The 24,806-nt window shown below is 56.5% G+C and carries 18 protein-coding genes and 2 pseudogenes; 9 read left to right on the top strand and 11 right to left on the bottom strand.

Going from position 1 to position 24,806, the window contains the following annotated elements; genetic code table 11:
- Positions 1 to 126 precede the first annotated feature (126 nt).
- The 5 genes from AC0JZ8_RS01860 to AC0JZ8_RS01840 all read left to right on the top strand — a co-directional run bounded on the left by AC0JZ8_RS01860 (position 127) and on the right by AC0JZ8_RS01840 (position 8,623).
- Positions 127 to 3,480, top strand: a complete 3,354-nt coding sequence (locus tag AC0JZ8_RS01860; RefSeq protein ID WP_471891519.1) for a response regulator — start codon at positions 127 to 129, stop codon at positions 3,478 to 3,480.
- On the top strand, positions 3,477 to 4,310 hold the full coding sequence (locus AC0JZ8_RS01855) for a CheR family methyltransferase (protein ID WP_471891518.1): 834 nt from the start codon (positions 3,477 to 3,479) through the stop codon (positions 4,308 to 4,310). Before AC0JZ8_RS01860 ends, AC0JZ8_RS01855 begins: the two co-directional genes overlap by 4 nt.
- A complete protein-coding gene (locus tag AC0JZ8_RS01850; RefSeq protein WP_471891517.1) occupies positions 4,307 to 4,876 on the top strand; it encodes a chemotaxis protein CheB in 570 nt (189 codons plus the stop codon). The genes AC0JZ8_RS01855 and AC0JZ8_RS01850 overlap by 4 nt, the downstream gene beginning before the upstream one ends.
- A complete protein-coding gene (locus AC0JZ8_RS01845; RefSeq protein ID WP_471891516.1) occupies positions 4,876 to 6,018 on the top strand; it encodes a hybrid sensor histidine kinase/response regulator in 1,143 nt (380 codons plus the stop codon). Before AC0JZ8_RS01850 ends, AC0JZ8_RS01845 begins: the two co-directional genes overlap by 1 nt.
- A 259-nt stretch (positions 6,019 to 6,277) precedes the next feature.
- Positions 6,278 to 8,623: a diguanylate cyclase gene (locus AC0JZ8_RS01840; RefSeq protein WP_471891515.1), complete on the top strand. Its 2,346-nt coding sequence runs from the start codon at positions 6,278 to 6,280 to the stop codon at positions 8,621 to 8,623.
- Between the two features lie 101 nt (positions 8,624 to 8,724).
- On the opposite strand, the pseudogene AC0JZ8_RS01835 reads toward AC0JZ8_RS01840, so the two are convergent.
- The 6 genes and pseudogenes from AC0JZ8_RS01835 to AC0JZ8_RS01810 form a co-directional block, all read right to left on the bottom strand.
- Positions 8,725 to 9,585, bottom strand: a pseudogene (locus tag AC0JZ8_RS01835) (IS3 family transposase); the annotation flags it as partial.
- 21 nt (positions 9,586 to 9,606) lie between these two features.
- A complete protein-coding gene (locus tag AC0JZ8_RS01830; protein ID WP_471891514.1) occupies positions 9,607 to 11,016 on the bottom strand; it encodes an IS110 family RNA-guided transposase in 1,410 nt (469 codons plus the stop codon).
- Positions 11,017 to 11,245: 229 nt separating this feature from the next.
- Positions 11,246 to 11,482, bottom strand: a pseudogene (locus AC0JZ8_RS01825) (transposase); the annotation flags it as partial.
- Positions 11,483 to 11,775: 293 nt separating this feature from the next.
- Positions 11,776 to 12,168 (bottom strand): response regulator, encoded by a 393-nt coding sequence (locus tag AC0JZ8_RS01820; RefSeq protein ID WP_471891513.1) that lies wholly within the window; start codon positions 12,166 to 12,168, stop codon positions 11,776 to 11,778.
- A 16-nt stretch (positions 12,169 to 12,184) separates the two neighbouring features.
- A complete protein-coding gene (locus tag AC0JZ8_RS01815) occupies positions 12,185 to 13,135 on the bottom strand; it encodes a sensor histidine kinase (RefSeq protein ID WP_471891512.1) in 951 nt (316 codons plus the stop codon).
- The gene (locus tag AC0JZ8_RS01810) at positions 13,027 to 14,220 is read right to left on the bottom strand and encodes a GAF domain-containing protein (protein ID WP_471891511.1); all 1,194 of its coding nucleotides are present in this window, start codon (positions 14,218 to 14,220) and stop codon (positions 13,027 to 13,029) included. Before AC0JZ8_RS01810 ends, AC0JZ8_RS01815 begins: the two co-directional genes overlap by 109 nt.
- A gap of 484 nt (positions 14,221 to 14,704) precedes the next feature.
- Between AC0JZ8_RS01810 and AC0JZ8_RS01805 the strand changes: the two genes are divergently transcribed.
- Positions 14,705 to 15,799: a nucleotidyltransferase family protein gene (locus AC0JZ8_RS01805; RefSeq protein WP_471891510.1), complete on the top strand. Its 1,095-nt coding sequence runs from the start codon at positions 14,705 to 14,707 to the stop codon at positions 15,797 to 15,799.
- 292 nt (positions 15,800 to 16,091) lie between these two features.
- On the opposite strand, the gene AC0JZ8_RS01800 is transcribed toward AC0JZ8_RS01805, so the two are convergent.
- A complete protein-coding gene (locus tag AC0JZ8_RS01800; RefSeq protein WP_471891509.1) occupies positions 16,092 to 17,090 on the bottom strand; it encodes a zinc-dependent alcohol dehydrogenase in 999 nt (332 codons plus the stop codon).
- 116 nt (positions 17,091 to 17,206) lie between these two features.
- Between AC0JZ8_RS01800 and AC0JZ8_RS01795 the strand changes: the two genes are divergently transcribed.
- Together AC0JZ8_RS01795 and AC0JZ8_RS01790 are read left to right on the top strand one after the other, a co-directional pair.
- Positions 17,207 to 17,401, top strand: a complete 195-nt coding sequence (locus tag AC0JZ8_RS01795; protein WP_471891508.1) for a hypothetical protein — start codon at positions 17,207 to 17,209, stop codon at positions 17,399 to 17,401.
- Between the two features lie 69 nt (positions 17,402 to 17,470).
- A complete protein-coding gene (locus tag AC0JZ8_RS01790; RefSeq protein WP_471891507.1) occupies positions 17,471 to 18,649 on the top strand; it encodes a M24 family metallopeptidase in 1,179 nt (392 codons plus the stop codon).
- Positions 18,650 to 18,729: 80 nt separating this feature from the next.
- Here the strand turns inward: AC0JZ8_RS01790 and AC0JZ8_RS01785 are convergent, their stop codons facing one another.
- From AC0JZ8_RS01785 to AC0JZ8_RS01770, 4 genes are read right to left on the bottom strand one after another with little or no spacing between them, the layout of a single operon-like run.
- A complete protein-coding gene (locus AC0JZ8_RS01785; protein WP_471891506.1) occupies positions 18,730 to 20,484 on the bottom strand; it encodes a hypothetical protein in 1,755 nt (584 codons plus the stop codon).
- Entirely contained in the window at positions 20,484 to 21,449 is a 966-nt protein-coding gene (locus AC0JZ8_RS01780) for a lysylphosphatidylglycerol synthase transmembrane domain-containing protein (protein WP_471891505.1), read from the bottom strand. The genes AC0JZ8_RS01785 and AC0JZ8_RS01780 overlap by 1 nt, the downstream gene beginning before the upstream one ends.
- The gene (locus AC0JZ8_RS01775) at positions 21,446 to 23,059 is read right to left on the bottom strand and encodes a hypothetical protein (protein WP_471891504.1); all 1,614 of its coding nucleotides are present in this window, start codon (positions 23,057 to 23,059) and stop codon (positions 21,446 to 21,448) included. The genes AC0JZ8_RS01780 and AC0JZ8_RS01775 overlap by 4 nt, the downstream gene beginning before the upstream one ends.
- Complete coding sequence (locus AC0JZ8_RS01770) at positions 23,049 to 24,023, bottom strand: glycosyltransferase family 2 protein (RefSeq protein WP_471891503.1); 975 nt, start codon at positions 24,021 to 24,023, stop codon at positions 23,049 to 23,051. Before AC0JZ8_RS01770 ends, AC0JZ8_RS01775 begins: the two co-directional genes overlap by 11 nt.
- A gap of 362 nt (positions 24,024 to 24,385) precedes the next feature.
- Between AC0JZ8_RS01770 and AC0JZ8_RS01765 the strand changes: the two genes are divergently transcribed.
- A partial coding sequence (locus AC0JZ8_RS01765) for a YqaA family protein (protein ID WP_471891502.1) occupies positions 24,386 to 24,806 on the top strand: 421 nt, incomplete at its 3' end.

Genomic DNA, 24,806 nt, shown 5'->3' with positions numbered 1-24,806 from the left:
CATGCGCATACGACTACCGCTTCGGGAATTGTGTGAGAAAAGATGCATAGAAAAAGCGCTGACCTAAACAAGCTAGGCGGTCTTGGGCTGGAAAAGTTTCTTGCTTTTGGTCTGTTAGCTGCTGTGGTGTTTTTCGTCTTAAGTGCCGCGGTCGCGGTCTACACGACGCAAATGCTGAGGACGAGCAACGAAAGCGTAATCAAGACCCACCAGGTCATTGTCTCGATCGACCTTCTTCTGTCAGATGTCCAAGACGCCGAGACAGGTCAGCGCGGGTATCTGCTGACGGGCCACGAGCAGTATCTGCAGCCGTATCAGCGTGCCGTTGCGCAGATAGAGTCGCGGCTTGCGCGGGTCGAGAGCCTGCTCACAACGGACACCGCGCAAAGCTATCGATTAGAAGATCTCCGGAACTCCGTCTCCTCAAAGTTAGACGAACTGGACGAAACGATTCGCGCCTACCGGACCGCCGGACCTGCTGCGGCCCTCGCGCTCGTTAACACCGACCGCGGCAAGGTCGACATGGATGCGATCCGCACACTCGTATCCCAAATCCGCAACGCAGAGACGGACGTGCGTAGCCAGCGTGTCGCGGAGATGAACCAGGCCTACGTCGTTGCTTTCGTCACGACAATTTTGTCGGGACTTCTTGGCATCGTCCTAACCCTGGTCATCGGTGGCCTGATGCGCCGCGCCACCCTGGCACGTAAGAACGAACAATGGCAGCAGGAAGCGCAGGTCGGACTTGGATCGGTCGTTATGGGCGAACAGTCTACGCAGGAGCTCGGACAGAACATCTTGCGCTTTCTCACCAGCTATTTAGGGGCCGTTGCAGGTTCGCTCTATGTGAGGGACGGATCGCGTTACGCGCTTACTGCGAATCACGGTGTTCCTGCAGGGGCAGCCATTCCAGAGCGCTTTGAGGAAAACGATAGTCTGTTCGGTCATGTGCTACAAGATCATCGCCCTGTCACGGTCGGGGAGCTCCCTGACGGCTATATCAGCTTCGGCTCCAGCCTCGGCCAGCACAAGCCGCGCTACCTGACACTGGCGCCGGCGATGGTGGACGGTGAGGTCACTGCGGTACTCGAACTGGGCTTTCTTCACCCGGTTGGCGATCACGTTCTCGCCCTCCTGGAACGGTCGTCCAACACGATCGCGGCAGCCATTCGCTCAGCCGAATTCCGCACACAGTTGCGAACACTGCTTGACGAGACGCAGCGGCAGACGGAAGAGCTCCAGGTCCAGGGCGAAGAACTGCGAGTATCCAACGAGGAACTGGAAGAGCAGAGTAGGGCGCTAAAGGAATCCCAGGCTCGTCTGGAACAGCAGCAGGTGGAACTGGAGCAGACGAATTCCCAGCTCGAGGAGCAGGCGCAGGAGCTGGAGAGACAAAAGGAAGACCTCGAGAAAGCAAACGACGCCGTCAGATTGCAGGCGCAAGAAGTGGAGCGTGCCAGCCGTTACAAGTCCGATTTTCTGGCCAACATGTCACATGAACTGCGTACCCCGCTGAACTCTTCGCTGATCCTTGCCAAGCTCTTGGCGGACAACGCCGACGAGAATTTGACAGCGGAGCAGGTCAAGTTCGCACAGACAATACAGTCTTCGGGGAACGACCTGCTGAACCTCATCAACGATATCCTTGATCTCTCAAAGATCGAGGCCGGCCATGTGGAGGTCAATCCGGAGCCAGTTGCCATTAAGCGGACTGTCGATGGGCTTTGGCAAATGTTCGATCCGCTCGCTGCCCAAAAGGGACTGAACCTCTTGATCGAAGTCGCACCGGACGTCCCGTCGGTGATCGAGACGGATCCGCAACGTCTTGAGCAGGTCCTGAAGAACCTTTTGGCAAATGCCGTCAAGTTCACCGCAGAGGGGCAGGTATCGCTCCTGGTCCGCCCTGCCGGTGATGCGCAGATTGCCATCTCTGTGGTCGATACCGGAATTGGCATTGCCGAGGACCAGCAGCGCAACATCTTCGAGGCGTTCCATCAGGCAGACAGCACGATCAGTCGCAAGTTCGGCGGAACCGGCCTCGGGCTTTCGATCTCGCGAGAACTGGTCCGTCTGCTTGGCGGCACGATGCATCTGCAAAGTTGTCCAGGTGCGGGAAGTACGTTCACCGTCATCATCCCGAGGATCTTTTCGGCCAGTGCCGTTCGCGCGCCCGAACCTGCTATCATTACGGGGCCCACAGCACCTGCCCTCGTCAGTGGTCCCATCGCAACAGAACGTTCGCCGCGTTCACCTGGCATCGTCGACGACGATCGTCATCTGAACGGTGGCCCTACCCGCAAACTTCTCGTGGTGGAGGACGACCAGTCCTTCGCGATGATTCTGCGTGATCTGGCGCGAGAGCTGAGCTTTCAGGTGCTGGTCGCTGGGACGGCACAGGAAGCACTTGAACTAGCCCGCCAGCACGCGCCAAGCGCGATCGTTCTAGACGTCGGTCTGCCGGACCAGTCCGGGCTCTCGGTCCTTGATCGCCTCAAGCGTGACGTTCGGACGCGCCATATCCCGATTCATATCATCTCTGCGGAAGATTATACCGAACGCGCGCTGTCGTTAGGCGCCATTGGCTATGCGATGAAGCCGGTCCAGCGCGATGAACTCGTAGATGTCTTGAAATCGCTGGAGGCAAAAATCTCGCAGAACGTGCGCCGCGTTTTGATTGTCGAGGACAACCAGATCCAGCGCGAGGCAGTCTCCAAGCTCATCGGATCGCAAGATGTGGAGACCGTTGGTGCCGGCACTGCGGCGGAATGCCTGGCGCTCCTGAAGGAACAGACCTTCGATTGCATGGTGCTCGATCTGTCGCTGCCGGACGCCTCGGGATTTGCGCTTCTCGAAACGATCAGTCAGGACACTGCCCATTCTTTCCCGCCTGTGATCGTCTACACGGGACGGGTCCTTTCTGCAGAGGAAGAGCAGAGCCTACGACGCTTTTCCAAATCGATCATTATCAAGGGAGCCAAGTCACCGGAGCGGCTTTTGGACGAGGTGACGCTTTTCCTCCACCAAGTCGTGTCCGAGCTTCCCGACGAACAGCAGAAAATGATCCGAAAGGCCAGGAATCGCGACGCCTTGCTTGAGGGACGCCGGATCCTGATCGTTGAGGACGACGTGCGCAACATCTACGCGCTGACGAACATTCTTGAGCCGCGTGGTGCCGTTATCGAAATCGCCCGTAACGGTGAGGAAGCGTTGCAGAAGCTCGACCGGTCGCTTTCCAGCACCGATGGCCGGATCGATATGGTTTTGATGGATGTGATGATGCCGGTGATGGACGGACTGACCGCCACCCGCCACATCCGCAACAATCCGAACTGGAAGAAGCTTCCGGTGATCACGCTGACGGCGAAAGCTATGCCCGACGACCAGAAGCGGTGTATCGAGGCCGGCGCCAACGACTATATGGCCAAGCCGCTGGACGTCGAGAAACTCCTGTCACTCGTCCGTGTCTGGATGCCTCAATGACGGAGACTTACGAGAAGATAGAAGACATCGAGATCAGGCTTTTGCTGGAGGCGCTCTATCACCGCTACCACTATGATTTCCGCAATTACGCCATGTCATCGATTCGCCGAAGGCTGCGCCAGGCGCGCGAGCAACTGGGTTTTGCAACAATTTCCGCGATGCAGGAGCGCGTTCTGCACGATCCGGACATGTTGCCGCGAATGCTGCGCTACCTCACGGTCCAAGTCAGCGAAATGTTTCGGGATCCGAGCTATTTCCGGGCAATTCGCGAAAAGGTAGTACCGCATCTGCGCACCTACCCGTCTTTGAAGATCTGGATCGCCGGATGCAGCACCGGCGAGGAACTGTACTCTTTCGTTATCCTGTTCCGCGAAGAGGGGTTGGAGGAGCGAACCCTGTTTTACGCGACAGACATCAACCCGGAAGCCCTGGCGCAGGCGGAGGCCGGCGTTTACGAACTGGATCGGCTACGCCTGTTTACTGAGAACCATCAGCAGGCCGGAGGGAAGACGTCCCTGTCGGACTACTATCAATCTGGTTACAATCGCTGTGTCTTTGACAAGAGCCTGAGACGCAACGTGGTTTTCTCTGACCATAGTCTCGTCACCGACCAGGTGTTCGGCGAGATGCAATATGTCTCCTGCCGCAATGTCATGATTTATTTCGATCGTGATCTCCAGGATCGCGCCGTTTCGCTGTTCAGGGACGCCCTCCCACGCAACGGTTTCCTCGGGCTGGGCTCCAAGGAAACCTTGCGGTTTTCTCGCCATGAGGACGCCTTCCAGGACTTCGTGCGCGAGGAGAAGATCTACAGGAGGACCGGCGCATGACCGACACTTCTCAAGGCGCTGTGATTATCGGTGCCTCCGCTGGCGCGCTTGAAGCGCTGTCGGTGATCCTTCCCTCGCTTCCGGCCGGGTATCCATATCCGGTTTTCGTGGTCGTCCACGTGCCGCCTCACAAACGCAGCGTGCTTGCCGAAATCTTCAATGCGAAGTGCCGGTTGCGTGCGGTGGAGGTCGAGGACAAGGAACCGGTCGAACCGGGAGTTATCTACTTCGCCCCTCCAAATTACCACATGTTGATCGAAAACAGGGCGACCATCGCGTTGTCGTCCGACGAGGAAGTGATGTTTTCCCGTCCATCGATCGACGTAGCATTCGAAAGCGCAGCCGACGCATGGGGGCGAGATCTACTCGCCATTGTTCTGACGGGTGCCAATAGCGATGGGGCAAAGGGCCTGTCTGCAGTAGCCAAGGCTGGCGGTAGCACGATCGTCCAGCAACCGCTTGGCGCTTACGCACGCGCCATGCCGGAGGCCGCTATATCGGCGTGCCCTCAGGCCCGCGTCCTCTCTCTTCAGGATATTTCGTCATTTCTTCTAGGTATCGCCTAATGAACACGCCGGTTAAATTCCTGCTCGTTGACGACCTTCCCGAGAACCTCCTGTCTCTTGAGGCGCTCCTCCGGCGTCCTGATCTCGAACTCGTCAAGGCGAGGTCGGGCGACGAGGCACTTGAACTCCTGCTGCATCATGATTTTGCACTGGCGCTTATCGACGTTCAGATGCCGGGCCTGAATGGTTTCGAGCTTGCCGAACTGATGCGTGGCAACGAGCGGACCAAACGCATACCAATCATCTTCGTTACAGCCGGAGCGCACAGCTCCGAGCGGCGCTTTCAGGGCTACGAAGTGGGCGCTGTCGACTTCATCCAGAAGCCGATCGAAGCCCATATCCTACGCAGCAAGGCAGATGTCTTTCTTGAAGTCTACCGTCAGCGCCAGACACTCGCCGAGCAACGGGACCTGCTGCAATCTCAGGCTCAGGCTCTACAGCTTGCCGACAAGCGCAAGGATCAGTTCCTGGCCGTACTCGCTCATGAACTACGCAACCCCCTAGCCGCGCTGCAGGGTGGAATTTCACTTCTCAGGAAAGGCAAGACTGAGGAGCAGGCCGCTGAGATTGGGAAGCTGATGCAAGACCAGATCTCTCATCTCAGCCATCTTGTCGATGACCTCCTTGATGTATCGCGCATTACCCAAGGGAAAATTTCCCTCCGCCAGAACATGTTCGACCTAAGGGACGCTGTTCAGTCCGCTATCGACATGACCCGCCCCGCAATCGCGGCAAAGAGCCATAATCTAGTCGTTGAACTTCCAAGGCCCCCCTGCACCATCTTCGGCGACCAGGTCCGTATCACGCAATGCATTGCAAATTTGCTCAATAATTCGGCCAAATATACGCACGAGGGCGGGCAGATTCGAGTCGAGCTCCTGAACGAAGACGTTTCCTTCCAGGTGACGGTTCTCGACAATGGGCTTGGACTGACGCAGGAAGCTTCAGAGGCCATCTTTGCGATGTTCGTTCAGGTTGATAGTCACCGGGAACTTTCACATGGTGGGCTCGGTATCGGTCTTGCGCTTGTGAAGCAGCTCATAGAGCTCCACAAAGGAAGCGTTACGGTAAGAAGCGATGGACCAGGCCGTGGTAGTACTTTTGTCCTAGAGCTACCCAAGGCGGCATCGCCGTTTTCATGAATAATAATGGGTCGAGTTGTCTTAGCAACGATGGTGTGAATGCGAAAATTTACCACATTGCTTCAACCTCGGAACTGTCGAAGGACCGGATCAAACTTGCACCTCCGGGCAAGGGACTAACGCTGGATATCCATGGAAGCGGCGCCTTGACCTATCTTTCATACATTTAGGGTAACGCTGGAGCATAAGCCCATTTCGACACCTGTATGGTGTTCATTTTAAATCTACAGCGGTTGACGCGAAGCGGGATGGTTAGAGCATGTTTCCAAGGAAGCAGACTCAATATTGGATCTTCATTGGGTTGCTGATGCTCGGGTTTTGCGGCGCATCAGCAGTAATGCTGGTGGAGCTTCGCCGGGATAGTTGGACGATTGCGAGTACCGGCGGGCAGAACCTGTTGACCGTCCTGTCTCTAGATATCGAAAGCCGCATCGATGCTTATGACGCGGTTCTGCAAAGTACTGTTTCGAAGATCGAACAGCCGGACTTCGGAAACCTATCGCCTCAACTCCAGCAGTCGCTGCTTTTTGATCGGGTTCTGAAACAGCCGTATTTCACTAGCCTGCTGGTTCTCGACGGTGCCGGCAACGTAGTTCGTGACGCGGGTTCCTTTCCACCGCGCACGGATAATTTTTCTGACCGCCCCTATTTTCAGGTTCATGCGAAGAGAAAGGTAACCGGCCTTTATATAAGCGCGCCCTTCCAGCGGCGTCTGACGGGAGACGATCAGGTTGTAGCGATGAGCCGTCGCATCAACACGGCAGATGGCCGCTTTGCCGGTGTCATTGTCGGCACTTTGAAGCTCACCTATTTCCGAGATCTATTCGAAAGCACCCATCTCAATTCGAGTGATGCGATCAACCTGTTTTCGCGGGACGGCATTCTACTGATGCGCAGCCCATATTCACCGGAGCAGATCGGCCGAGATTTGTCCAATTCAGACAATGTCCGCCGGTTCCAATCTTCTGCTTCAGGCGTGTTTTCGGGAGAGGCCGCAATCGATGGTGTGACCCGCCTTTACAACTTCAAGCATGTCGGCTCGCTACCACTGATCCTAAATGTCGCCTTGTCCCATGACCAGATCTTTTCCGGATGGCGGACCCAAGCCATCACCATCGGCACCATATTGGCTATGCTTTGCGCGCTAGCAGCAGCTCTAGCGTTGACTGTGCGTCGCGAATTTTTCCGCCGTGCGCGAGCTGAGAGCAGAACACGAGAAAGCGAGGCCCAATACCGTCTGCTGGCCGACCACGCCACCGATGTTATAATCCGTCTAGATCGAGATTTGATACGGCGTTATGTCTCACCTGCGTCGCGAGATATGCTCGGAACCGAACCCTCAGAACTCGTTGATCTTCCAGCGCGCGGAATTATTCATCCTGACGATTGGCCGCGCGTTCAACAAGTGGCCGACGAAGCGCGCACTTCCAATGCGCCGGTGGAAGCTGTCTACAGGCTGAAGCATAAGCAGGGCGACTATGTTTGGGTCGAAGGCCGTTACCGATATGTCGCCGAAGACGACGGCTTTATTGTCGTCCTTCGCGACATTTCTCTCCGCAAGGCTGCCGAAGCAAGCCTTGAAGTTGCTCACGCCGAACTTGCGCGCCGCGCCGACACGGATGGACTAACCGGTCTTCTCAATCGCCGCCGCTTTGATGAGGGGCTGGCAGCGGAGTGCGCGAAGGCTGCGCGCGCAAATGCGCCGCTCTCGCTTCTGTTGATCGATGTGGATCGTTTCAAGCTCTTCAACGATAGCTATGGCCATCAGGCGGGCGATGAATGTCTGCGGCGCGTTGCGCAAACGATTGATGCCAGCGCTCGCGCAGAAGACCTTTGCGCACGCTATGGAGGCGAGGAGATCGCGGTCATACTGCCAGAAACAGATGGGGTGGCGGCGCAACAGATTGGCGAGCGCATCAGGGCCGCTGTCGCTGCGCTGGGCATTTCTCATCCGGAGAGCGACAGCGGGCGCGTCACGATCAGCATTGGCTGCGCCAGCGTAGCGGCCCCTGTGATTGGAGAGGGGGCCCGGCTGGTGCGCGAGGCAGACCGTCTACTCTACGAGGCCAAGCGGATGGGCCGCAACCAAGTCTTGTCTTCGACTTCAGCGCAGATGCTGGCGAAACCGCCATTAAACGCTGATGAAGAAGAAAGGCTCGCGGCAGTCGAGACGGTTCTTCACAAAGCCACAGGTAAGACGGGCGCCGATCTTGATCTTATCGCCCGCGGCGCAGCCCAACTGATGGGAACGTCCATCGGGTTCATATCTCTTGTCGGTGAGAACGAACTGACGCTTGTCGGTCGCCACGGGATCGACATCGAGAAAGTATCGCGAGACATCAGCTTCTGCTCCCACACGATTGGCGGCAAGGAAACCATGGTCGTGAACGATACGTTTGACGACTTGCGTTTTCACGACAACCCGCTCGTTCAGGCTCCGAACGGACTTCGCTTCTATGCCGGAGCGCCACTTGTCGATCGACAGACAGGGCAAACAGTTGGGGCAGTTTGTGTGGCTGACCTGAACCCTCGGGGCTCTACGTCTGACGCTGAGCGTAAGATGCTTATGGACCTGGCCGTAGTGGCCGCCAGCCAGCTGAAGTGAGCCCCTCGAAATGGTGAAGTCAGGGGTTTCTTTGAACGCCTATCAAAAACTGTGGTGGTGCAGCGGGCTGAATAGCCCCGAGTTTCCTAGACACCCTCGGGTTAAGTTTTCTGCCGCTTTTCGAACTCTACGGGCGACAGCATCCCGTTTCTGACATGTTTGCGCTTCGGGTTGTAGAACATCTCAATGTAGTCGAACACGTCCTGCCTGGCTTCGTCTCTTGAGCGATAGACCTTTCGGCGTATCCGCTCTCGCTTCAACAGATTGAAGAAGCTCTCAGCGACGGCATTGTCATGGCAGTTGCCCCGTCGGCTCATCGAATGAACCAGATTGTGGTGCTTCAGGAACGCTGCCCAGTCTATACTGGCGAATTGCGATCCCTGATCCGAATGCACCAGAACCTTTTCCTTTGGCTTTCGCCTCCATACAGCCATCAGCAACGCCTGCAGCACGACATCCGTTGTCTGACGGCTCTGCATCGACCAGCCGATAACACGGCGGGAATAGAGATCGATCACCACCGCGAGATAGGCGAAGCCTTCGTTGGTCCGGATGTAGGTGATGTCCGTGACCCACGCCTTGTCCGGAGCAGCAACGCCGAATTGACGGTCCAGAGTGTTGTCGATGACAATGGAAGGCCTGCCGCCATAAACTCCGGGACGGCGCTTGTAGCCGATCTGAGCCTTTATCCCGGCAATCCGCGTCAGACGCGCAACCCGGTTGGGGCAGCATGTCTCGCCGTGATCGAGCAGGTCGTCATGAAGCTTGCGATACCCGTAGACCCTGCCGCTCTCTTCCCAAGCCGTCTGGAGCAGATCAATCTGCCGCTTGTCCTCACAGGCACGCTTGCTCAATGGCATCCGAAGCCAGGCATAAAACCCGCTGGGATGGATGCGGAACAGGCGACACAACATTCGCACCGAGAACCGCTGTTGATGCTGGGCAACGAACGCGTACTTCACTCATTGCCCGGCAGACGATGTTTACATCGTCGAGAGGGGTGCATCCCTGGCGAAATACGCGGTCGCTTTCCTAAGAAACACTCTCTGCATCGGGATGGGATCAAGCTGATATCCCAAAGCTCGAGCACGGCGCTGTAGGTTTGCCAGAACCCGGCCGCGATGTCGCTCGTCATATGCCTCTGCACCAGGATCACGATAAGCCATGCCGAAGCGAAGGGCGTTGAAGAAGAGCACAGCGATCTTGCGTGCAGTCGCCGTCACGGCTTTCTGCTTGCCGATACGCCCTGCCAAACGTCGGTAAAAGGCACCCAGCGCTGTGTCACTTCGGCCAATCCTGGTGGCTGCCAACCGCAGCAATGCCGCCGCCCGGCTCGATGATCGGCGCGTTCTCGACGAGAGAAGTCTGCCGCCAGATATCTTGTTGCCGGGAGCCAGGCAGAGCCACGATGTAAAGTGTTTCGCGGTTGGCCATGCCCGCAAATCTGTGCCGCACTCGCCAATCAACGTCAGGGCAAGTGATGAACCGAGACCATGGATTTGCGTCAAGTCTGTTCCCACGAGGCCGTATAATGCGGCCCGGACATCAAAGGATGGCGTGTTCGGCTGCTTCGTCTTCGTTCTGATCTTAGGCAACGGCGATTGTGGCTTCTCGACATTATGCGCCATTGTGGCGATCGCCTGCTCAAGCTTGCGATCGCATTCGAGCATCTTTTGCTGATAAAAGTCGTACAGGTCCAACGACTGGGAAAGCGCAAAGATGTGTTCATCCCGATCATTCCCAACCAGGGATGCCCGTATCGTTTCGACCGAGGAGTGACACCGGATGTCGCGCAAGGTTGCCAGCACCTCCGGGTCTCGCTCGCCAGCAACGATTGCCCGTATGATCCTCATGCCTGTCACGCCAGTGATATCTGACACGACATGGTGGAGCTGAAGATTCATCTCCATCAACGCCTTTTGCATATGCTGGGTATGAGCGGCCGCGTATTCGACCAACCGTTCTCGTTGCCGCAAATATGCACGCAGGGTGGCAATTTGCGCATTCGGCCGATAGCTTCCTCGAAGCAGGCCATAGGAGTGCAGTTGGCGCAGCCATGCTGCATCGCTTACGTCGGTCTTGCGGCCCGGGACATTCTTGGCGTAGCGAGCATTCACCAGAATGACCTCGAAGCCGTGCTGCTCCAAAATCTCGTAAGCCGGTATCCAGTAGACACCCGTCGACTCCATGGCGACGCTGGTGACCCCGCAGGATTTGAACCAGTGAGCGAGATCGTGCAGATCGTGGGTAAAAGTCCCGAAGGCGCGAATTGGCACGTCATCAGCGTCAGGGTTGACGGCGGCCATATGCATAGTCGCGCCAATATCGATGGCGGCGGCTCTCGGGTTCATGCGCTTTAGATCCTGCGCGTTGGATGGTACTGTCTTGGGCATGACGTCTCCTCCTCTGAATCAAGGAGGGGCTGGGCCGTGCAAGTTCGTCATTTTCCTAACCGGGATCACCACCGAACTGGCGTCACCACTCTCAAGTACGCAAAGCCCATGTGCCACGTTTTTTAACGGGGTAAACGCCTCCAAAAAGCGGTCGGCAACTCCCCTCCGGCGGTCAGCGTAGCACAACCTGTTTTTACCGCACACAGGCGGACCAAGGCCCGTGACCGTTTTTTAATATGTCGCGCTCCTCCGTGACCCGCGCCAGTTCCTTTTTAAGCTGCCTGATCTCTTCGGACTGGTCGTTACCCTGGTTCCCAGACGCCAAGGAGAACTTCTTCTTCCGCTCATAAAGCGAGTGCGGGCTTACACCGAGCCGCTGCGAAACCTCCGCAACCGGAGTAGCCCCGTTCCGTGATCTGACGCACCGCGTCGCGCTTAAACCTTCGCTGAAATTCGATTTGCTCATGGTGATCTTCTTGCCTAAAATTAGGAAAGAAGGGGTCTAAGAATCTCGGGGCTATTCAAACTGATCTTCAGGACACGGTGATCACCGGGAAGTATTGAAAATGACTTTCTGATCACGGACTAACACAATTCCGGCGTGCAGCCGATAAGCCAGTAGTCTGGGGTTGAGGTGCAAACTCAGCGTGCAGTTATTCCGTAAACTCCCGTAAGGTCTCAGTGCTTAAGGTCGCGGGAAATTGGTTGGATAATTTGCAATATTGTCTGCGGTCACAAGTTCAATAAGTCAGCGTTGCATTATGCACGTCGTTCCTCCGCCGACATTTTATGCAACTGCTCCACGACACGCCGCTCATCGTATGGCTTCGCAAAGAAGACAGAATCGACTGGGAGCTCGACGTCACTTGCGTGGAGGTGGCCGGATGTCAGGATGATGTGGATTGGCGGCCAACGCTCTCGGATGGCGGCGGCGAGCTTCATTCCATCGGTCCCACGGGGCATGTCTATGTCTGAAAATACAATCCGAATGTCAGGTCGCATTTCCAAAATGCGGATGGCATCGGTAGCATCGGTTGCTTCGATGGCCGTGAAGCCTGCGTCTTCGACAAGATCGACTGCCGCTATACGCAGTATCGGTTCGTCCTCAACGACCAGTACGATCGGTCGACAAACGTTGTCAGGATAAGTCAAGATTATGTCCTTTGTCTCACGACTGCTGCATGTGAGACAGAGGCGCTTTCATTGAGGCGGAGAAGCCAATTGATGCATAACGCAGGTCGACCCCGCCAGTTCCGATCAATCCCATCTTAATCAATCTTGAGCCGAAGCCGCGTTTTACTGGTTCGGCAGCAGGCGGGCCGCCGCTCTCCAGCCACTTTAGGACGACCTGCGGATCGTACTCGTTATCCTGCTTGATGACCGACCATTCGACAGTCACCAGACCGTCCTGGCTAGGTATGGACCCGTACTTGATGGCGTTGGTGGCCAGTTCGTGGAGAAGGAGGGAGAGCGACAGCGCCGCCCTCGGCCCGATTGTGAGGTTCGGACCTTCCAGAAAAAAGCGGTCGGCGCGTTCGAAGGTCGCCAGTACGCCAGCCGCCACGTCGTGCATCCGTGCGGAGGACCAGCTCTGCTTGAGCAGGACGTCATGCGCGCGCGCCAGAGCACCTATTCGCTGGGTAAAAGCATCGACAGCATCCCGCTCAGTCACGGACTTTAAAGTCTGCTTGGCGATCGCCTGAACCATCGCCAGCGTGTTCTTGAGCCGATGATCGAGTTCCTGGTTCAACACCTTTTGGTGTTCATCTGACTTCAAATGTTCGAGTGCAAGCTGCGTCCGGTCCCCGATCTGGCGAACGAACAAGAGCTCGCTTTCCGTCCACGGGTGGACAGTGTCCTGATGAACGAAGACGACTAGCGCAAGTCGTCCTTGATCCATGACGGGTAAATTGAGGATCGCTCTGACGTTGATCGAAACCAGCTTGGTTGCATCATCCTGGGTGCGCGCGTCGTTTTCGACGTCTTTAATCGCGACTGTGCGACCTTGCTTCAAATCATCAACATAAGAGCCGAAGCTTCGAAATGCATGGGAACCAGCGACACTGGCCACCCCCGGCGCGCACCAGTCGATCGGCACGGTGATCGTCTCATCTGCCATGTCCACGGTCCCGAACCTGTGCGGCTTGCTCGCACGCCTTCGGCAAGACAGGCCGTGGCGGCGTGCACGATCTCGTCTACGGTGGTTAGGCTCCTTAGATGTTCGCCAAGGTCAGCGAGAGCCGTCAGTCGCTGTGCCTGGCGGACGCGGTCGGTTACGTCCGCACCCTCGACAAAGATTCCCGCTACATTGTTGTCGGCATCGGTGACAGGCTGGTAGACGAAATCGAGGTAGCGGTCGTTGGGCGGATTATCCAGCGAAACCTGCACGGCGTAGAGAGATTCCTCGGCAAGATAAGGCTCACCTGTTCGGTAGACTTTGTCGAGGATTGTTGTGAACCCCTGGGCTGTTGCATCGGGCAGTGCCTCCGCCACCGACCTACCAACGAGGTCTCGCTTGCCAACCAGCTTCATGTAGGCTGGGTTGGCTACCTCAAAGACGTGATCCGGACCACGCAGCATCGCCATGAAATTCGGAGCTTGCTCAAAGATGGCAGTCAGCCGCAACTGGTCGTCAGTTGCCATTCGCTGTGAGGCTCGCAGCTCGCCGACAAGCTCGTCTCGTTTTTTCACGGCCTCGCGCATGGTCAAAAGAGCCATTACTTGGCGGGCCAGAGCGCGGAGATCGTCGGCTTGATCCTGCGTCAGTCCTTCGGCGCGAGGCACTTTGTCTATTACGCAGATCGTGCCGAGGGCATAACCGTCGGGCGTTATCAGGGGCGCGCCTGCATAGAAACGGATGTGCGGTTCCTCTGTCACAAGTGTGTTGTCCCGCGTCCTGGCGTCGAGCTCGAGATCGGGGATAACTAGAAGATCCGAAAGGCCCAAGGCATACTTGCAAACGGATTGATCAAGCGGCGTCTCGCAGGGCTCGAACCCCTCCTTCGCCTTAAACCACTGACGATCCGCATCCACTAGGCTGACCATAGCCACGGGCGTATCGCACAGTCGGCGCGCCAATCTGACGATGTCGTCGAATTCCGGTTCGGCTTTTGTGTCGAGAATGCCGTAGCTCAGAAGGGCTTGCTGACGGATTTCTTCCGCGGCTGTTCTGGTGGTAGGGATATGTTGGGAACTCTGGGACACTGGATGCGAAAACCTAAAGCTAAAGTACGCAGCTATCTTACAGGATTGTTCAACCCTCGCTACCCGCATCGTTGAATTCAGGTAATTGAATTGCCCAATACGCTTGGAAGATGTCCTCTGGACGATTTGGAGTATTCGATCAGCATTGGGGAAGTCCTGTTGTTCATGACGATATAATACAGCGGTGTACCCATGGGAGCTTAGCCGACGCGGTGAAAGTCCCCGTCGCGCCGCTGCCTATTGGTGCCGCCTTTCGTGTCTATCATATGTTCTGCACGCCGCATTGATCGCTTCTGGAGCTCCATCACCTGGAGGCAGTAGGTTGCTGCCCGCGAAAGGTAATTGTTTGCACTAGGGCTGTGCAAATTAGCGGGGTCGAAGATTCGATCCCTTTCAAGGCGGAAGACGCGCGTCTCGTATTGCGACCTATCCTACCGAGCGTTATACTGTTTTTGAAAAAAAGTATAACGTCGGAGTCGAGCTTATGAAATCTGTCGACCTCATGTACCAGACTATTCTCGCGGAGCTAGGTCAGCGCTCGCTCGACGCCGCTTGGACGGCTGATTTCCCTCCAGACGGGCGATTTACCCCCGCCAACATTAAGGGACGCAAGTATTGGTATTTCGACATACCGGATGGACACGGTGGTACCAAACGTCGCTATGTTGGTCCTGCTGACGATCCGGATATAGCACAACGCGTATCTGATCATAAGCGGGACAAGGACGACCTACGCGCTCGCAGGCGATTGGTAAATACCCTGACCCGTGAAGGTGGGATGATTTCCCCCGACGCCATGTCGGGCGACATTGTCGAAGCTCTTGCCAATGGGGGGCTCTTTCGACTCCGTGGCGTTCTCATCGGCACGGTGGCTTTTCAATGCTACTCAGGGCTGCTGGGTGTGCGCCTTCCCATTGCTGCCATAGTGACCGGCGATGCGGACATCGCTCAGGATTATGCCATCAGTCGAGAGGTTGAAGATAGTCTGCCTCCGATCATTGAGTTGCTGCAGCACGTCGACGCCAGTTTCCGGCCCGTTCCACATAGATCGGGATCAGGGGCCTCGTCAGCGTTTCAGAATGCCGACGGCTACAGAGTTGAATTCCTGACATCGAACCGTGGCTCGGACGACTACGTCGATCAGCCGGCGAAGATGCCTGCTCTTGGCGGTGCTAGCACGGATCCACTGCGCTTTCTCGATTTTCTCATCAGGGAACCGGTCAGGACGGTCCTGCTCCACCGAAGCGGCACCCCGGTCGTTGTCCCTGATCCGGCTCGGTATGCAGTCCATAAGCTCATAGACGCCAGCCGTCGGTACACCGACGGGCAAGGGCCAGCTAAGCGCGAGAAGGACATTCGCCAGGCCGCGCTGCTTTTTGAGGCGCTGCAGCAGACAAGGCGATCGGTTGACTTGGCCCTCGTCTACAACGAAGCATGGGAGCGCGGCCCTGCGTGGCAAGACGCTATCCGAATTGGGGCGGGGATGCTGCCGGCAGCAGATGCAGAACGGCTCAAAACGGTCCTAACCGACGGCGCAAAGAAGAACCGAGAAGAAATTGAACTTCCGTTCGGCGAATAGACGCACTTGTATTGAATGACAAGCTGATGATCCCGTTGGGAGTGGCTGACACAAATAGGATGCCGAGAGTCCGATTCTCTTCAAGGTGTTAGGACGCAAAGTTGGCTGTTAAGCGGAAACGATTTCCACTTGCGATAGGATCAGAGTTCCAGGTATCCAAACATGAGAAATGGGCTGCCGCTTTGATGCCAAAATGATCGTGCTCGCCCATGGCTCATTGTATCCTCAGACCGCATGCGTCCAGCCACAGAGCCGGGGGCCTGGATCGGATCAGCGACAGCTGGAGGTGACGTCAGTTGATCAGCACGATTTTCGCGGCATCAACATCTCCCCGGTCGATGTCGGAGAATGCGTCGGCTCCATCAGTCATTGACCGTGTTTCGACCCATTTTAGCGCTCCGAGCCGGCCGGATCCAAGGAGTGCGACGGATTCGCGAAAATCGGCCATCGAATAGCAGTAGGAACCGACGAAGGCGATCTCGCCGAGCGTCAACCGGCGCACGTCAACGCCTTCTGCACCGGGCAGCAAACCAAGATGAACAATAGTTGCGCCGCGGCGCGCCATTTTGAAGGAAGCCTCACGGGTCGCCACTGCGCCGACTGCGTCGAAGATCAGATCGACGGAGGCCGCCGCTGGAGCCTCCGGCCCGTCCGGATCATAGGCGACAATAGCGTTGCTGGCTGTCGAAGCTGTTTCGCGTCTTCGGGCGCTGGGTTCTCCCAGCATCACAGCTTCGGCGCCTTGGGAAATCCCCACAAGGGCAGTGGCCAGTCCAATCGCGCCGCCGCCGAGCACCACCACCTTGGCGGCCGATAGTGGTCGGCGCAGGCTTTTTATGCCGATCTGCACTGCGTGATACGAGACCGCAACTGGTTCGGACAAAGCCGCCGTTCCAAAATCCATGTGGTCGGGGATCTGCACGAGATTGGCTTCTGGCACTACAACCCGGTCGGAAAATGCCCCGGGGTGCGGCGGCAGGCCGATATTACGCTGCTCCTCGCAAAGCTGTGGCGCGCCGGAAAGGCATTCCGTGCACGTGCCACAGGTCAGTAGCGGATTGACTGTAACCCTCCGGCCGGCCATTGCACCAGTTTCGACGATTCCGGACATTTCATGACCCATGATCATCGGAGGCACGCGCCGAGCATCATATCCGTGGTAACCGTGCATGTCGGAACCGCAGATACCACAGGCTTTGACCTTCAGGATCACCTCACCGAACCCTGCTTGGGGCGCCGCCACATCCTGATAGGCCATGCTAGCTTTGCCTAAGTACACCAACGCCTTCATCGGATCGTCTCTCAACTTTCATGCGGCATGTTTCTCGAATGAGGTACTGTATGTCAATGATCGCCTGGGTGGGCAACGGCAGCAGTACTTCGCGAGACCGTTAAATAGGTCGGTCGGTGTTAGATGCATGGGGTATTGCCACCGGTGCCAGGGTCCTCGACGTTGCGATTGCTCGATTTGGCGGGACCAACACGGTCGAACTCTGGATTCCAATGCTGGAGGCAGCGGCGACGGTTGGCGCTCGTACGCTGGTTGTTGCCGGCGACAACCCCAACCCAGCGCGGCTGGCGGACACGTTTCGTCAGCTCTGACGCTTGCAGCTTGCGCGCGTGCGCACGCCGCTAGTCATGTCGAAGCATTGCGGGGAATTGGAGGAGCTGATGAGTGGCTTAAAGAAGGTGGCGACGCCACCTTTCAACGCGCAACTGCTGGACAGGTTGATGGAGGAACGAGGACTTGATCTCCTCGTCGTCACCTCGAAGCATAACGTCCAGTACCTGCTTGGTGGTTATCGCTTCTTCATGTTCGACTACATGGATGCGGTCGGTCTGAGCCGCTACCTGCCGGTCCTGATCTACCCGAAGAGCCGCCCGGACCTGACTGCTTATATCGGCAACCCGAATGAAGGTTTCGAGCGCGATCTGGGGAAGCTGTGGCCAACGGTGCTGGACCTGAGGGCGCGGGGGTCGGTCGATGCGATGGAGCACGCGCTCGAGCAGATCGCGGCATCGGGTGTTCCAGTGTCGGCCGTCGGAGCCGAACTAGGCTTCCTTCCGGCCGATGCCTTTGAAATCCTGCGGGCTGGCCTCCCGGATACGACCATCTCAGACTGTGTAGAAGTCCTAGAGGCGATGCGTGCGGTCAAGACGGATCACGAGCTTGGCGACCTGCGCTTTGCTTCGGAAGGCGTGGTCGGCGCCATGTTGGCAACATTTTCCCGCATGCAGCCAGGCCAGACGAAGCACGAGATCGTCGAAATCTTGCGTCAAGAGGAAGGTCAGCGGGGCTTGCTGTTCGAATACTGCCTGATCACTGCCGGTGCCAGCCTAAACCGCGCCCCATCAGATCAGCGACTGAAGGAAGGGGACATCGTCTCGCTCGACTCCGGCGGCAATTATCATGGTTATATCGGTGATCTCTGTCGCATGGGATTTCTCGGCGATCCTTCGGCCGAGCTAGAGGACGCGCTTGCCGTCGTCGATGAAATTCAGCATGCTGCCCGCGTACCGCTTAGAAACGGCGCGGTAGGCGGAGATATTTTTGCTGCGACACATCGGCTGACGTCTGTCCGCAGGGAAGCGCGTCTAAGCTTCGTGGCGCATGGTATGGGGTTGATCGCGCACGAAGCACCGCGCCTTCTCGATGATGGGCCAATCCCCTATCTCGCGCCTCACCGTGACCAGGCACTTGAAAAGGGCATGGTTCTGTCGATCGAAACCACCTGGCAGCATCCGCGCTTGGGCTTCATCAAGCTGGAGGACACGGTCATCGTCACGGAAAGGGGCTGCGAGAGTTGCGGCGATTGGGCGCGCGGCTGGAATCGCTGCGGCGGCCGCTGACGGCTCACTCGATCAGAGGGCCAAGCTGGTCGAGTGTCGTGCTGCGACGCTTCCGCCCGTGCGGTTACTCAACGACCAGCCTACTCAACTTTTTTATTAGAGAGCAGGCATGCGGTAGGAACCAGGGCAATTCCGCCATAGATACCAGCGGTACAGTTTGCCACCAGTCTAGGTAGGATCGCACCACCAGCCTTCGCTGTCTCCTCTTGCTTTATAAGTTGATCTTCTGCAAAGAAGCCGCGAAATCCTTCTGGGATACGAACCGTGGCCATGTCCGCCTGACGAACAACCATGTGTGTCATCTGAAGCTGGATAATCCGATCGACTAACACGGCATGTTCCGTCGCAAGGACAATGTCTTTAACCGCTTCCATCCTTGCTAGTATCGGTAGGAAGTACCCTTTTTGGTACGCTATCGATAGCTCTCGGCTGAAAAGCGTGGAGCGGTTCGTCAGTACGGGCGAAAAATCAAGCTCCTCCACGAACCCACCGATTACAGCCTCGTCCGGCAGAGCGCGAAGAGCGGCGATAAACTCCTGATTGGGTTTCTTCAGACCTACTCTTACATCGGCCGCGCCTACTGCGCATACGACGAGCAACGCCATCGCGGATCCGGATAGAATAGTCTGCCTACTCTTGCGTTGCTTTTCGATTTGGAAGAACGGCATGCGGAACAGCCATTCAAGCAAAAGTGGTAGAGCGGTTATGTAAATCAGCAGTTCCGTTGCGGCGGTGTAGCGGTTGGGTAGGTGAAGGCGAAACAGCACGATGCCGGCTATGAAAAACCAAACGAGCGAAGCCAGTGCCAGTAGAAGAGGAAGTTGCGACGAAAGCCGTCGCTCCCCGGATGGCCGCAACGTTCTGTAAAACAGGATCATCGATCCGCCGAACGCTGCCAGTATTTTGAGGCTCGGTTTAAGGATTGCACCACCCTCGCAGTCGACAATGAAGCTTAGCCTTGATCCGCAGAGAAGGTTGTAGTCCATTTCTGCCGGAAAGATCGCACCCCTGCCACTAGGGCCAAAGGTCGGGATCTGCATCGCTTCCGCCAGCGTAAAGCTAGGCGAGTAGGAACCGCTGCTCAGCAGGAATGGAGCTATTCCGCAGATTGTTGCCAGCGCGCTCGATGCGACAAGCAGTAACGTGAGCCGATCGAGCTTCAGTCGAGGAAGAGGCGCAAATGAAAGAAGCGTTAGGCCGACCAGTGTCGCAGTGGTGATCGCCATCTGCGGGTATGCTCCAGTTAGGAGAAGCTGGGCGATCGCCGTTTGCCAGATCCGCTTGCGAGCCAGACCATCAAGCATCATCAGAAGTAACACAGGCCACAGGGCGCGCGGCGTGCTGGTGACGATAAGGTTGGCTCGCGCCAGATAGTGGAGGACGGCCGCCGTCACCAGAAACCCAACAATGGGTTGACCACCAACAGCCCGGATAAAGCGGAATGTGTAGAAGGCAACAGGGACGAAAATCAGCGTGGGAAATACCTTGGCGAAGGTGACTGGCGAGATCCCGAAAGCCCACGCGGCTCGAAACAGCGCAGAATAAGCCCAAGGGCTGACAGCCCTCCAGTAATCAGCAACGAAATCGCCTCGCAGTAGTCCGTCGTTCTCCCACTGTCCCATCCACGAGAGAAACATCCTTGCGTCATCACTGATCGCATCGGTCGGAAAGGAGTAGACCTTTATTGCGAACGAACAGGCGGAGATAAGTCCGAGACTGATTGCAAGTGTACGCCACAAGCGCTCATTGCTTGACCCCGATACCCGGTCGCGAACAAAGACTGCGATCGCTGACCAAACGCCAGTCCCAGTCGTTTGGCGCGCTTCGTCATCCATCACCGATCTTCCCTGACAGGGGCGGCTTTCATATTGCGATCCGTCAATCCTGCAAAATCAGCAATGAACGGGGCACCAGCGATTGCTGGGATGACATAGCGCAGCGTTGCAAGAACACCGAGGAGGGCAGCCTGCTGCGGTACGAGGTAAGGCGCATAGAAGAATACGATTGCTGTATCTCGCGTGCCCACGCCAGCGAAGGTTAACGGTAGCAGCCCAACCAAAATAGACAGTGTGGCGAATGCGGCATTTGCGAGCAGAGGAACGTGTGCATCCACTGCTTGGCAAAATAGCCAGAATTGAAAAAGATGGGCGCCCCAGATGACAAGAGAAAGCAACAACACACGAGACGCTCTGACCTTACCGAGCCAGAACCAGTGCAACATTTCGTGCCAACTCGCCGCAAAAGCCTCCAAGGCAAGTGTGAACCTTGTAGGTAGAACGCCACCGAGTGAGCGCAACACAAACGGCAAAACGGGCCAAGGTGCGATCAACACGGCGATCGCTAGTGCGGCGCTCGAAACTGGCAACAACAGCCAGAGCATCGCCGGCTGCGTTGCTCCTACGAAGATGATGCCGAAGATGCCCCAAAACAGTAGAGACATCATGTCGACGGCCTTCTCGAGAACGACAATCGCAAGCGAAAGGCTCGCTTTCATGCCATGACGGCGTGACAAGACGTGCGCTTTTGCAAGATCGCCGAGCTTCGAAGGCAAAATCATATTGAGAGTGCTGGCCGCAAGAATCAGCCTGTTCGCTTCCAAAAAGCCCAGGTGTGTTCCGCTGACGATGATCGTAAAGCGCCAAGAAGTGAGAAGTGTCAGCAGTCCAGTAAAAGCCAGACCAGCGATTAGCCAAGCAGGGCGGGTTTGCTGTGCGGCCGCCCATATACTGCGGATATCGATAAAAGTGTAAAGCAGCGCAAGAATGCCAGCGCTGACGATCAGTCCCACCAACTTTTTCATTTCGCATCCATACGGCGCTCGAATGTTAGTGGATTATTGGGTCCAAGACCTGCGAGCGCGTCGTTCAGTGAAATGAATGGTACAAGCTGATCCTTCTGATAGACTCGCGCCATGATGGTAGTGATCGACGTCTGGTGACCAGAGATTCCGACGAGGTCCACGTCGCTCCATCCCGCGTCGCTTGCGATTGTGTCGTGGACTGTCCAACCGCTCTTTGATCTTTCGAAGCGCCTCTCGAAGCGATAGGGCGCTTCATTCTTGCCCGTGACCAAGAGCTTCTGCAGCGACCGACGCACGAGATCAGGAAAGAAACGTCCAAGGCTTATCATAAGAAGCCGAAGGATAACGTTTTTGAAAGGGGTCAGTAGTGCGCTCTTAGCAAACGTCATCGGTCCGCTTGTAACCACCGACCCTTCGGCAACAACGGCCGCAGCTCCGCCCAAATGTGTCACCGCCGTTTTGCCATCGGACTTGCGGCGCAGGGTAACACCGGTATCGCTGACGGCAAGCTGACCGCCTGAGAAATACTTGTAGACCCCGCCACGCCCGAGGGCTGCAACCATCATGTTCTCGCCCTGACGATCGACGAACAACTGACAAGCCGGAAACCACTTTTCCCCGGATGGCAATGGTGCAGCATCACATGGGTCCAAACAGTTGTTTTGGAGTGTCAGAAGCCAAGCCCACAAGTGATGTCCGATGATCCTGTCGTCAGAATAACAGGGCGTCCTTTGTTCTACCAATGGGCGCTTCACCTGCTGGCTGATAGCCTGCGCCGTCGGGCTCCAGGGTGCAGCAATTTCAAATCCGAACGGAAAGAAATTCAGGGTCGAGCGGCTGGAGTACTCGCCGCCTACTGTACCGTCCGGGTGGACGAAGTAAGCCAGGAAGTTGATTGCTGCCGCAAGCGGCTGACGCAACGCCAGATCCGGGCGTCGGCGATCAAGGTCGGCAAGCAGGCCGATCGTTAGCGAAAGGTAGCCGAGGTCGGCGCCGCCATACTCGTCGAACCAGCCCTCGGTATCTTGCCAAGAAAGAAGACGCTTCAGGCGCTGGTGCATGAACGCGTCAAAGCCTTGTCCGGGAAACCGCCGTTCGGCACTCTCCAGGCAGGCGACGATCAGGGCTTCATGATTGGACAGCCTACCGCTTTCGACATGCTCGGCCAGCCAGCGGGCCCGACGCATCATGAAATTGTCGAGCTCAGGCTCAGGTGGGAGCTCAAGGATCTCGGCACTGCGAAGAATGGCGAACAGAGAAAATGCCGCTGCACCGGCGGCACGCTCAAAAGGGTAGTAGTCGTCGCAAGAGCCATCCGGGTGGGATGACCGCGCCGCAAAACGCATGCCGGCGACGATTAATTCCCTGATTTCGGCGCTAGCGTAATAGGGATTTTCCGGTAGCTGCTGCATCGACCAAACGAGCGCAAGCGGCAGTACAAACTCCTGCGACATTCCGCATGGGAAATCGATCATTCGGTAGTGCCAGTACGTCCGATCGAAACAGCCGTAGGTCGGGCTAACGGCAGTTCGGTCGAGCAGCGTTAAGATTTTGGGAATTTCCGGTAGGACCAAAGCACCGATCGACTTCGCGAAACCCTCAGGATGCATGCTTGTCACTCTGTTCACTGAAGCCTACTCCGAAGCGGATACAGCGCAACTGGAACTGAACGTCTTCGCTGAGCTTGCGATTGATCCCATTCAGCTCGCCAATGATCGCGCAAAGCCAGCAGAGGAAAGCGGCAATCAAAGCAACTGCTGCAAATACGAGGCTTGGTACGTGGGAGCGTGTGGACCCGTCAAGATAGAAGGCGAGCCACCTGACGCTCAAAAAGGTCCCGGCGATAAAAGGTAGAAGACCCAGGAGGAAGAAGGACAGGCCCGGTCGGTAGACCAACATCGAGCGGGCAATAGACAGGCTCGATCTCAAAACGTAGCGTGGAATGCTGCGGACGAGCCGCGATGGCCGTGTTTCGCCGTTCACGCGGATCGGGACAGAGGTTATTCGCGCCCCGGAGCGACCGGCTTGGATGATGGATTCGAGGGTATATGTGTAGGAATCGAACACATTCAGCCGCATCGAAGCTTCGCGTGAGAAAGCTCTGAAGCCGCTCGGCGCGTCCGCTACGTCAGCACCCGACGTAAAGCGCACCACCCAACTGCCGAGATGCTGCAACAGCTTCTTGACAGGCGAAAAGTGCTCGATGCTGGCGATAGGGCGGCTGCCTACAACAAAGTCAGCGCGTCCTTCAATGATCGGTCGAACCAGTTCAGGAATATCGGCGGCGTTATATTGATTGTCGGCGTCCGTGTTGACGATAACGTCGGCACCTTCGATGAGCGCGCGCTCGATGCCAGCTCGAAACGCACGCGCCAAACCCCTGTTCGTCTTAAAATCAACGATGTGATCAACGCCGCTCGTTCGCGCTACTTCGACAGTAGCATCAGTGCTGCCATCATTGATCACCAACCATTCGACCTTATCGAACCCCGGAACGACGCGCGGTAAATGAGCAAGCGCTGTCGGAAGCGAGTGTTCTTCATTAAGACACGGAATCTGAATTATTAATTTCATCTGTGCGGACCCTCCATCACAAGTGAAAACCTGCCTAAGGTTGTCGCATGTGACCAATTCCTGATTGAAAGGAGATCGGGCGAGTTGTCAACGTTAGGTTCGACTACTCGTTCGGAACAGCAACGCTAGGCGCAAAGATGACACGGTTTTTTGGTTTTCGTACAACTACCAAGATGTCGCTTGAGATGCGCCCACGGTTTGTGCTCCTGGCAGTAAGCAGCTGCCGATGTCATGCTCAATGTTGGCAGTGCGTTAAGGTGGAAAATCCGTGGGCTCTTGTAGATCATTTCGATCAGTCACGTACATGCGCTCGCGCAGTGATATGCAGATACGAAGATCCGTTGTCATGATACAGAGACCTGATGCTTGAGATCGTCACCTATGTCGGATTATTTGTCACGTCGATGGTCTCAGCCTCTCTTGTCCCTCTTCATTCAGAGGTCGCTCTCGTCGGACTCATTTTCACTGAGAGGTTTTCTACGGTTGGGCTCATCCTGACCGCGTCGCTCGGAAATACGGCCGGCGGTGTGCTGAACTGGCTCATTGGACGGGGTATAGAGACGTTCCGGAATAGGAGATGGTTTCCTCTCAACGAAAAGCAGCTCAATCGCGCTGCTGGTTGGTACGGAAAATACGGCAAATGGTCTCTTCTCCTAGCGTGGGTTCCGATCGCAGGTGACGGACTGACAGTCATTGCCGGTGTGATGAAGCAATCACTGTTGCCATTTTTGGTCCTCGTGTTTATCGCCAAACTCATGCGCTGCGTGGGGACAGTGCTACTTG

It is taken from the genome of Velazquezella soli (genome assembly GCF_977018685.1).
The sequence above is the reverse complement of the archived record's forward strand: the minus strand, read 5'-3'. Positions and strand labels throughout refer to the sequence as shown.

What these genes read in the sequence shown, in the direction of transcription:
- AC0JZ8_RS01855 (WP_471891518.1), top strand. Translation starts at nt 3,477, where the DNA reads ATGACGGAGACTTACGAGAAGATAGAAGACATCGAGATCAGGCTTTTG.
- AC0JZ8_RS01850 (WP_471891517.1), top strand. Translation starts at nt 4,307, where the DNA reads ATGACCGACACTTCTCAAGGCGCTGTGATTATCGGTGCCTCCGCTGGC.
- AC0JZ8_RS01845 (WP_471891516.1), top strand. Translation starts at nt 4,876, where the DNA reads ATGAACACGCCGGTTAAATTCCTGCTCGTTGACGACCTTCCCGAGAAC.
- AC0JZ8_RS01840 (WP_471891515.1), top strand. Translation starts at nt 6,278, where the DNA reads ATGTTTCCAAGGAAGCAGACTCAATATTGGATCTTCATTGGGTTGCTG.
- AC0JZ8_RS01830 (WP_471891514.1), bottom strand. Translation starts at nt 11,016, where the DNA reads ATGCCCAAGACAGTACCATCCAACGCGCAGGATCTAAAGCGCATGAAC.
- AC0JZ8_RS01815 (WP_471891512.1), bottom strand. Translation starts at nt 13,135, where the DNA reads ATGGCAGATGAGACGATCACCGTGCCGATCGACTGGTGCGCGCCGGGG.
- AC0JZ8_RS01805 (WP_471891510.1), top strand. Translation starts at nt 14,705, where the DNA reads ATGAAATCTGTCGACCTCATGTACCAGACTATTCTCGCGGAGCTAGGT.
- AC0JZ8_RS01800 (WP_471891509.1), bottom strand. Translation starts at nt 17,090, where the DNA reads ATGAAGGCGTTGGTGTACTTAGGCAAAGCTAGCATGGCCTATCAGGAT.
- AC0JZ8_RS01790 (WP_471891507.1), top strand. Translation starts at nt 17,471, where the DNA reads ATGAGTGGCTTAAAGAAGGTGGCGACGCCACCTTTCAACGCGCAACTG.
- AC0JZ8_RS01785 (WP_471891506.1), bottom strand. Translation starts at nt 20,484, where the DNA reads ATGGATGACGAAGCGCGCCAAACGACTGGGACTGGCGTTTGGTCAGCG.
- AC0JZ8_RS01780 (WP_471891505.1), bottom strand. Translation starts at nt 21,449, where the DNA reads ATGAAAAAGTTGGTGGGACTGATCGTCAGCGCTGGCATTCTTGCGCTG.
- AC0JZ8_RS01775 (WP_471891504.1), bottom strand. Translation starts at nt 23,059, where the DNA reads ATGCATCCTGAGGGTTTCGCGAAGTCGATCGGTGCTTTGGTCCTACCG.
- AC0JZ8_RS01770 (WP_471891503.1), bottom strand. Translation starts at nt 24,023, where the DNA reads ATGAAATTAATAATTCAGATTCCGTGTCTTAATGAAGAACACTCGCTT.